Below are 8,590 nucleotides of genomic sequence, written 5' to 3'. Positions count from 1 at the left end.
GCTGCTTCCAATCGGAGGGTGTCCCGTGCCCCTAAGCCGCAAGGCGTTACACCAGATGCCAGCAGTGCATCCCATAGTTTAATCCCAGTTTCGGGATCGACCATCACTTCAAATCCGTCTTCGCCAGTGTAGCCAGTGCGGGCGATAAAAGCGGGGTTTTTAAAAATAAAAGCTCTGGAATGACCGAAATTCGTTAACTGTGTCAGATCGATATCAACTAATTGTTGCAGATGCTGGACTGTTTCGGGTCCTTGGACGGCAATTAAAGCTTGTGTTGCGGACAGATCTTGGAACTCTACCAACTGGAGATCTAAATGAGCCAATAACCACTCTTTGTCCTTATCTTTCGTCCCCGCATTGACGATGACGACGACATTGCCCTCACCCTGTTGATAGACGATGATGTCATCAATAATCCCAGCTTGGGGATTTAATAACACCGTATACTGAGCTTGCCCAGGTTGAAGCCGACTTAGATCGGAAGGAACCAACCTTTGCAGTTGTTCGATCGCTGATTCGCCTCGCAAGGTAAATTTACCCATATGGGAAATATCAAACATCCCCACTCGATCGCGAATCGCCTCATGTTCGGGGATAATTCCACTAAACTGGACGGGCATTTCCCAACCAGAAAAGGCTGTCATTCTGGCATTCAGGGCGATCGCGCGATCGTACAATGGAGTTCTTAATGGAATATGCGCGGTTGGTGCAGTCACTAATTTTATGTACCTTGTAATAATTAAGAGCGATCGATTATCAGGATTATTTTATCCTTCCCACTGCTAGAAATTCCAGATATTCAGCAAATTAGCGGGTGGCTATCGTGCTAACCAAACCCCAACTCAACGATTTACTAGACTTACTGACAGCCAAGATTTAATCGACCGAGTTTAAGTCAAACAATAAAAACACTAAATATATGGCGTTACCGATCTGAGGTCCGATCGTCCAATTTTACATTCTTCTTCTGTTCACTCATCTCTTTTATCCCTCGATCGATTATATTAAGATCCATTCAAGGAGTAAGCGCAATGACTTAGATCGTTGTCAACTCCCGAATGTCCTTTTTAGGTTCAATTGCTATGACAGCAGTACCGCAGTCTAAACCGCTACTTCAATTTCGATTCGATCGTAAACTTTGGCAGCGATTCGTCGAAATTGCCCAACCTTACTTTTATCCTCCAGGGGCGAGAAGTTCGGCACAGTTTCTATTTTTAATCTTAACACAACTAGTATTTGTTGTTGCTTTTACTTTCTTCTTTGTTGTCGGCTTATCATTAATTGGCTTCCAATTTTCACCCAAATTCTTCGCAGGGTTGGTAAATGAGATTATTTACCTAAAATTTCTCTCCAGTCTGGGCAAAAGCGCGATCGAAATCTTTCAAAATCTGCTGACATTTTTACCTGCTTATATATTTTTGGTGCTACTGATCGCGAGTAGCGGCATCTTCTATGCTTATCGACACAAGCTACAAGGACGAGAGAAACAATGGCTGATTTTAGGATTGTTACTGTTTCTCGCCTTCATCGTCAGTAGCCTTAATGTCCTGTTGAGCTATGTGTTTCGATTTATCGATAATGCCCTCAATGGCAGAGATCCTAAATTATTCTGGGAGTTTCTCTGGGTATATGGTATTACTCTAATTGTGGCGATTCCAATTCTGATTAGCTATCGTTATACTCGCCGAAAATTAGCCTTGTTTTGGCGTGAATGGCTTACTACCACTCTATTAAAAGATTATTTCAGCAACCGAGCCTATTATGAGATTGACTCAAATGCTGCAAATACAGATATCGATAATCCAGATCAGCGGATGACTGAAGATGTCAATTCTTTCACGACGACTATTTTAGATCTGATTTTAGATATTCTCGATTCAGTTCTAGATCTAATTGCCTTTACAGGTATTCTCTATAGTATTTCTACTCAACTCACATTTGGATTGGTAGGCTATGTCTCCATTGGCAGTATTTTAGCCATTTGGATCGGTAATAAACTGATTAAAATTAACTTCAACCAATTGCGGCTCGAAGGTGATTTTCGATATGGGATGGTTCACGTCCGCGATCATGCTGAATCGATCGCCTTTTATCGGGGTGAAAATTTAGAACTCAGTCAAGTTGAAGGTCGTTTGAATCGAGCAATTAAAAACTATAATTTACTGCTCATTTGGTTTGCCTCACTAGATATTTTTCAATACGCCTACAGATATTTTGCGCGGTTGGTGCCCTACCTGATTGTCGCACCCTTATATTTTTCCAAGAAAGTGGATTTTGGGACGATCGGTCAGGGCATATTTGCCTTCCAAATGGTGCTAAATGCCCTCTCCATCATCCCCACGCGGATTCAGGATATATCTTCGTTTGCAGCGAGTATCGAGCGATTAGGGACACTCTACGAACGATTCCGACAACAGGAGTCTAGAGCTGTGATCGGTGGTGAGGGAATTATCAATCATCCTTCTACTCATTTTAAGGTCGATCGGCTGACGCTGAATACGCCCAATGCCGAGCAGACTCTATTCCAGAACCTTTCCTTCGAGCTAACGCCACCTCAATCCTTACTCGTGGTGGGTTCCAGCGGCTGTGGTAAAAGTTCGCTACTGCGGGCGATCGCCGGACTCTGGCGCAATGGTACGGGGACGATCGAAAGTCCCGACTATACTCAAGCTCTATTTCTACCGCAGAAGCCCTATATGCTCTTGGGGACATTGCGCGAACAGTTGAAATATCCCAACCTGCGGGAAAATATCACCGATGGGGAAATTCAATCAGCACTCGCAACGGTTAACCTGGAAGACTTATCGGAGCGGATGGGTGGACTCAGTACCGAAAAAGATTGGGCGGCTGTCCTGTCTCAAGGTGAACAACAGCGGTTAGCTTTTGCGCGGATTCTCCTGAGCCAGCCGAAATACGTCATCCTCGATGAAGCCACTAGTGCTTTGGATGTAACCAACGAGCGACGGCTATACGAATTACTGCAAAGCAAAGACATTACCTACATTAGTGTCGGTCATCGCCCCAGTCTAGTTGACTATCACCAAATTGTGTTAGATCTGCGCCCCGAACATGGCAACAGTTGGCAATTATTGGCGGCTGAAGACTATCAGTTTGCTAGTTAAGATCAACCAATTTCCTACCAATACTCACATCTTGCACCAAATCCAAAATCCTTAGTGAAGTAGGGGAAAGGGGACAGGAACTTAACGAGCCATATCCCTTTTCCCTAACATCATTAATAGTCTGGATTTATTAAATATAAATCGACACGTCATCGCCCTCCTCAGTAACATTAAAAGTTTTAAGTCCTTGAGCTTGTTTGCCAACACTAAGTACTTGATGCGACCATTCAGGTAACGGAACTCCCACAAAAGAGTCCACCCACTTGACATTTTCACCTGTTTTCAGATCGAAAGTCGCACCATGCCAACGACAGGTGATGGCATTATTGCAAACTTTTCCTTTGGCTAAAGGCATTCCCAAGTGAGGGCATTTGTTTTCGACAGCGTAGACTTTACCGTCTACTCTCGTCAAGATGGCTTTCTTGTTCTCAAATTTAACGGGGAGTACTTCACCCTCTTTAACCTGGCTGGATTTGGCGACAGAGATAGTTGTCATGGCGTAATGATAAATGTTTGATGATTAAAACTAGCTATCATTAGCCTACCAGACGGGGGGACGGGGAGAGGGGGAAACGGCTCTCCGGTACTTATGGCGATCGTTTAATCTTATTGAAAGGGGAAAGGGAAAGGGTAAGGGGTAAAGGGTAAGAAAGCACGATCGATAATAGTGGTTAAAACGATTTCAGCCCCAACAATCTCTCCCCTTCTGGTTGGAGCCAGATGAGGGGGATGAGAGACAACAACCGAAGAATGCTGGAGATGACAAATAAACCTGTCAAACCTCCCAAAGCATCGATGCCAACTAGTCCGCCGCCGACAACGGTACCCAATGCACCACTGATACCGGAGATCGCCGCTGTAATCCCGAAGTATTGCGCTTGATGTCGATCGTGAGAAATTTCGATCTGGAGATTATTAATGCACAGATCGATCGCCGCATTCGCACCGCCGTTGAGCATATACAGCAGGGGCAAACCCAACCAGAGAGAAAGTGCATCTGTACCCACAAATAGCCACAGCAGGGGTAATATTACCATCACCAGTCCCATGCCCAGCAGCGGAATTCGATTGCCAATTGCATCGCTCCAGCGTCCAAAGGGAATCAACAGTGCGAGGTTCGCCGCTGATGTTAAGCTGTTGTAGAGCGTTACCCAACTCAAGTCGATCGATAAGTCTTGGAGTAGATACAGATTAAAAAATGGCGCGCTGAGATTGAGCGAAAACATCCACAAACTGAAATAGAGCAGAAATATCTGGAAGTGACGATCTTGAGAGATGGTAGCGATCGCTGATGCTGGTTGTATCGCTGTCTGTGCAGTGGAACTGTCAGTCGCTGGCGACATTTGGGGATTAATATCCACCATTTGCCATTGACAAGCCATGCTGATGAAACCTGCGACAATGCCAACTCCCAAGGCGATCGCAAATCCTTCTAGTTCGCCCCTGGGATAGTTTGCTACCCAAACACCAGCGATCGCCACCACAATTAGATTAGTTAAATTAGCCGCAGTATTACGGATGCCAAAATATCTACCGCGCAATTGTCTGGGTACTAACACTGCCATCCAACTTAACCAAGCCGCACTCCCCAACCCTCCCAACAGATGGCTGAAGGCAACTACCACCATCGTCCAGATTGCCATCGATCGATTGTCGATAATGTCGCGACTATATAGAGCAATGCCAAGTAACAGGAATACCCAAATAAATCGGGAGGGAAAATAGATACTAGAGCAATAGCGCAGCCGACTGTTAAATCGATCGCTCAACCAGGCTCCAAAGGGTTGCACGATATTTGCCAGCATGGGAATCGCGGATAAAATCCCGATTTCAAAGGAACTTGCTTGAAGATTTACCAGGAAATTACTCAGTAAAACCCCGCTGGTAAGGTTGGTAAATACGGCTGCAAATACACCATCGATCGATGATGCCTTCAGACTGCGGCGAATATCACTGGCGGGAATGCGCTTAATGGCGGTGGATGTAGATAGAAGTGCTTCCTGTGGCTCGATCTGACTGGAATTGACGATGTTTAGATCTAGATCCACAAGTTACCTCGTTATTCAATTGATAATTGATAATTGGGGTTTTAGGATGGGTAAGTGACTTGGAGCGATCGCTCCTACTCTCTATTAAAATCTAGTACTAGGCGGCGAAATTCCCGAATCCCCATCTGAATATTCTCTTGATTTACGCCCAAGACTACTAGACTGTTATTCTAACTCTGTAAAGAGTTCATACTAATAACCAAAATTAGATTCGATAGTACAAATCCCATCGGGACGATAGATCGGGCTAAATGCTGAACTTTATATGCTCGATCGCGATCGTCCTTGGTTGTCGATCGATGAGCAATTATCAGCACCAAAATTGCCACTAAAATTGTCATGAAACAGATCATTGTAAATCCATCCATCAGTGTTAAATAGCCCACACGCGGTAGCGTATCGTTAATCACTAATAGTAACGCAACTACCGTTAACAAATTCGTAAAAGCAATTCCAATTTGAGTAGAAAATTCCTGCGGATCGATCCAAAATACCGACCAAGATGCAATTGTAATTAACAACAGTGGCATCATCACCTTGAGCACATAGAATCCATAATTACGTTTGACTTGAACCTTTACTGTCACCCGTGAATAGTGTTGTTTTTCTGGTGGAAAGAAAGACTTACTATTAGTGCCTGTAACCGTCCCAACCTGCCATTCTGAGAGCGAAACAAAGCTATCCGTTCCGATGCTGATTCTAGCAGGATCTGCCGCTAATATTACCGATCGATCGTCATATTTAAGCGATTCTAAAACAACTTGGAGCGACTGTCGATCGAATGGAAATTTTTGTAATGCTAGCCCAGATGAAAGCGTCTTGGCAAATCGCTCTTGCGCCTGAACAGTTCCATCCGGCAAAATATCTACTGATGTATCTGAATTCGTCGAAGATTTAAAATTGACCATTTCCATGGCTGGGTGCCAAATTTTATCTAAACTAGAAGCTCTGCTAGTTTCATTAGGCTGCGGTTTGTAAGCCAAACGCGGATCGCGCCAACTATACATCAAATATCCAGCCGCATCAAAAGCTTCAGCGGTTTGATTGATATCGGCGAGATTGCTAATATGCAGCCCAACTGATACTTTAATGGGTGATTTACCGATCGGGGTTGACTTTAACAGATCGGCTTCGCTTAATTTTGAGTCATCCACCTTGGCTGGGGCTTCAGGTGCCGATTGAGCCACGATCGCAATTCTTTGTTCATTTATGGTGAAATCGGGCTGCTGTGCGACGATCGAGCGTCCACTCAGGACGATCCAGCAGGCTAATCCCACCGCCATGAGCATCCCACACCACCGCACTTGCTGCTGGCGCAATCTACGGTAATGGAACCATCTCAACTGGATATTTTTCATCCCTCAACCCCAATCTTGTAGATACTTTGCGCCAAAGACACTGTTAGTTAATCATTCTTGCATTAGTTCGATCGCTTCGATCTCGATTAGCTTTTCCTGGAGAATCGATCGATTAGAGAAGCTATTTGCGATAGTGTGGGAAGATAAAGACTCTCGCGTAATTGACAGCGATTTACTGTGGCCCAAGTTATTCTAGAAAATATCTACAAAAGCTATACTCCTACTGCTACCAAGAGTAAGAGCAAGCCCAAAACAGCGGATCTCACCGTGCCTGAGAGTGTCCTCCGGCGGATAAATTTGACTGTAAACAACGGTGAATTCATGGTGCTAGTTGGCGCATCTGGCTGTGGTAAGAGTACTCTCCTGCGGCTAATTGCGGGCTTGGAGACACTGACTGCGGGGAGTATTAGGATTGGGGAGACACTCGTAAACGATTTGCCCCCCAAGCAACGGGATATTGCGATGGTGTTTCAGAGTTACGCTCTCTATCCACATATGCGGGTGTATGACAATATTGCCTTTGGACTGCGGCGGAGTCAATCTTTCGACACTTCAGCTCTAGCTAAAAAAACGGATGGTTTACCGCCACAGGTGGAGAACTTTCTCGTCGAAATTACCAGAGGTTTTCCCCGTGGTTTTCGCTATATTTCACCACGAGAACAAATCATTTCCCAAAAAGTTCGACAAGTTGCCGAAATGCTGCAAATTGAGGGTTTATTAAATCGGTTTCCCAAGCAACTTTCGGGGGGACAGAAACAGCGGGTAGCACTAGGCAGAGCGATCGCGCGCGATGCTCAGGTATTTTTAATGGATGAACCATTATCTAATCTCGATGCCAAATTACGCGCAGAAACTCGCACTCAAATCGTCAAATTGCAACGTCAATTAGGCACGACGACAATCTATGTCACCCACGATCAAACTGAAGCGATGACGATGGGCGATCGGATTGCCGTGATGAATCAGGGGCAAATTCAACAAGTCGATACCCCACTAGAGATTTACAATCATCCCGCCAATATTTTTGTCGCTCAATTTATCGGTTCGCCACCGATGAATTTGATTCCCGTTCAAGTAAAATTACCACTATCGATCGGCAATAAACAATTTCGGATTACGCTAGAAGCAGAATGGGAAGAATTACTAAATCAGTATGCTAGTCGCTCGTTATTAATGGGTGTTCGCCCCGAACATCTGACGATCGGTTTACCTGCAACTAAAAATTTTCATGGGATTGTTGAGACGGTAGAAGCATTGGGTAATGATACTTACATTGCCGTCAAAATTAAGGATTTAGAGCCAGCCGATCTGACTGTTCAAGTTCGAGTTTCACCAGATAAATTAGTGGCAGTTGGTGAAGAAGTTTGGCTATCTGTCGCTATAGATAAAATTCATCTGTTCGATCGAGATACTGGTTTAGCAATCAGATTAGACGATCGGCAAGAATTATCTTAGTCTGCGGCGTAAATATAGGTGCTATTATCAATTAACTTAAATCGAGCTAAATAATAGTTATGCCCCAGTTCGATCCCTGTCTTACCGACGATGGTTCTTATACATTTTTCTCGCAGGAGTTTGGGCAGACTTTCCATAGTAAATATGGTGCGAAGGAAGAGTCAATTTTTAAATATGCGATGCCGACTTTATTAGCAGAAAAAGCCAGTCGCGGTCATTTACGGATTTTAGATATTTGTTATGGATTAGGTTACAATAGTGCCGCAGCATTAGCAACTATTTGGCGATCGAATCCTAATTGTACAGTCGAAATTATCGCCCTCGAACTCGATCGAACCGTACCAACTGCGGCAATCGAACATAATTTATTAAATGATTGGGAAGAGCCAATTCCTCAATTACTGACTCGATTAGTCCAGGAAGAAACAATTGAGATCGATCGATTCAAGGCGCAATTAATATTCGGTGATGCACGGCAAACAATCGTTGGCGGAGCCTCTCGGAACGAGAATCGAGATTTCAAAGCCGATGCAATTTTTCTCGATCCATTTTCACCAGTTGCTTGCCCTCAGTTATGGACGGTAGAATTTCTCGATCGAGTGGCTAA

Annotated in this window: 7 protein-coding genes and 1 pseudogene; 4 read left to right on the top strand and 4 right to left on the bottom strand. The window is 44.4% G+C overall.

Annotation, left to right across the window (positions count from 1 at the left end):
• Positions 1-716 (bottom strand): glycine cleavage system aminomethyltransferase GcvT (gene gcvT, locus RMO55_RS07150; protein WP_396134206.1); only part of this gene is annotated, 716 nt, incomplete at its 3' end.
• A gap of 366 nt (positions 717-1,082) precedes the next feature.
• Between gcvT and RMO55_RS07145 the strand changes: the two genes are divergently transcribed.
• Positions 1,083-3,122 (top strand): ABC transporter ATP-binding protein/permease, encoded by a 2,040-nt coding sequence (locus RMO55_RS07145; RefSeq protein WP_310425346.1) that lies wholly within the window; start codon positions 1,083-1,085, stop codon positions 3,120-3,122.
• Between the two features lie 130 nt (positions 3,123-3,252).
• On the opposite strand, the gene RMO55_RS07140 is transcribed toward RMO55_RS07145, so the two are convergent.
• The 3 genes from RMO55_RS07140 to RMO55_RS07130 form a co-directional block, all read right to left on the bottom strand.
• The gene (locus tag RMO55_RS07140; RefSeq protein WP_310425344.1) at positions 3,253-3,618 is read right to left on the bottom strand and encodes a Rieske 2Fe-2S domain-containing protein; all 366 of its coding nucleotides are present in this window, start codon (positions 3,616-3,618) and stop codon (positions 3,253-3,255) included.
• Positions 3,619-3,793: 175 nt separating this feature from the next.
• Complete coding sequence (locus tag RMO55_RS07135) at positions 3,794-5,170, bottom strand: MFS transporter (RefSeq protein ID WP_310425342.1); 1,377 nt, start codon at positions 5,168-5,170, stop codon at positions 3,794-3,796.
• 170 nt (positions 5,171-5,340) lie between these two features.
• Complete coding sequence (locus tag RMO55_RS07130; protein WP_310425340.1) at positions 5,341-6,528, bottom strand: hypothetical protein; 1,188 nt, start codon at positions 6,526-6,528, stop codon at positions 5,341-5,343.
• 177 nt (positions 6,529-6,705) lie between these two features.
• Between RMO55_RS07130 and RMO55_RS22185 the strand changes: the two are divergent.
• The 3 genes and pseudogenes from RMO55_RS22185 to RMO55_RS07120 form a co-directional block, all read left to right on the top strand.
• A pseudogene (locus RMO55_RS22185) lies at positions 6,706-7,338 on the top strand (ABC transporter ATP-binding protein); the annotation flags it as partial.
• Positions 7,336-7,983, top strand: a complete 648-nt coding sequence (locus tag RMO55_RS22180; RefSeq protein ID WP_396134207.1) for an ABC transporter ATP-binding protein — start codon at positions 7,336-7,338, stop codon at positions 7,981-7,983. The pseudogene RMO55_RS22185 and the gene RMO55_RS22180, both read left to right, overlap by 3 nt.
• Before the next feature lie 59 nt (positions 7,984-8,042).
• A partial coding sequence (locus tag RMO55_RS07120; protein ID WP_310425336.1) for an MnmC family methyltransferase occupies positions 8,043-8,590 on the top strand: 548 nt, incomplete at its 3' end.

The organism is Chamaesiphon sp. VAR_48_metabat_135_sub (assembly GCF_031418915.1).
Taxonomy (GTDB): Bacteria; Cyanobacteriota; Cyanobacteriia; order Cyanobacteriales; family Chamaesiphonaceae; genus Chamaesiphon.
This window is presented reverse-complemented; position numbering and strand designations above follow the sequence as displayed.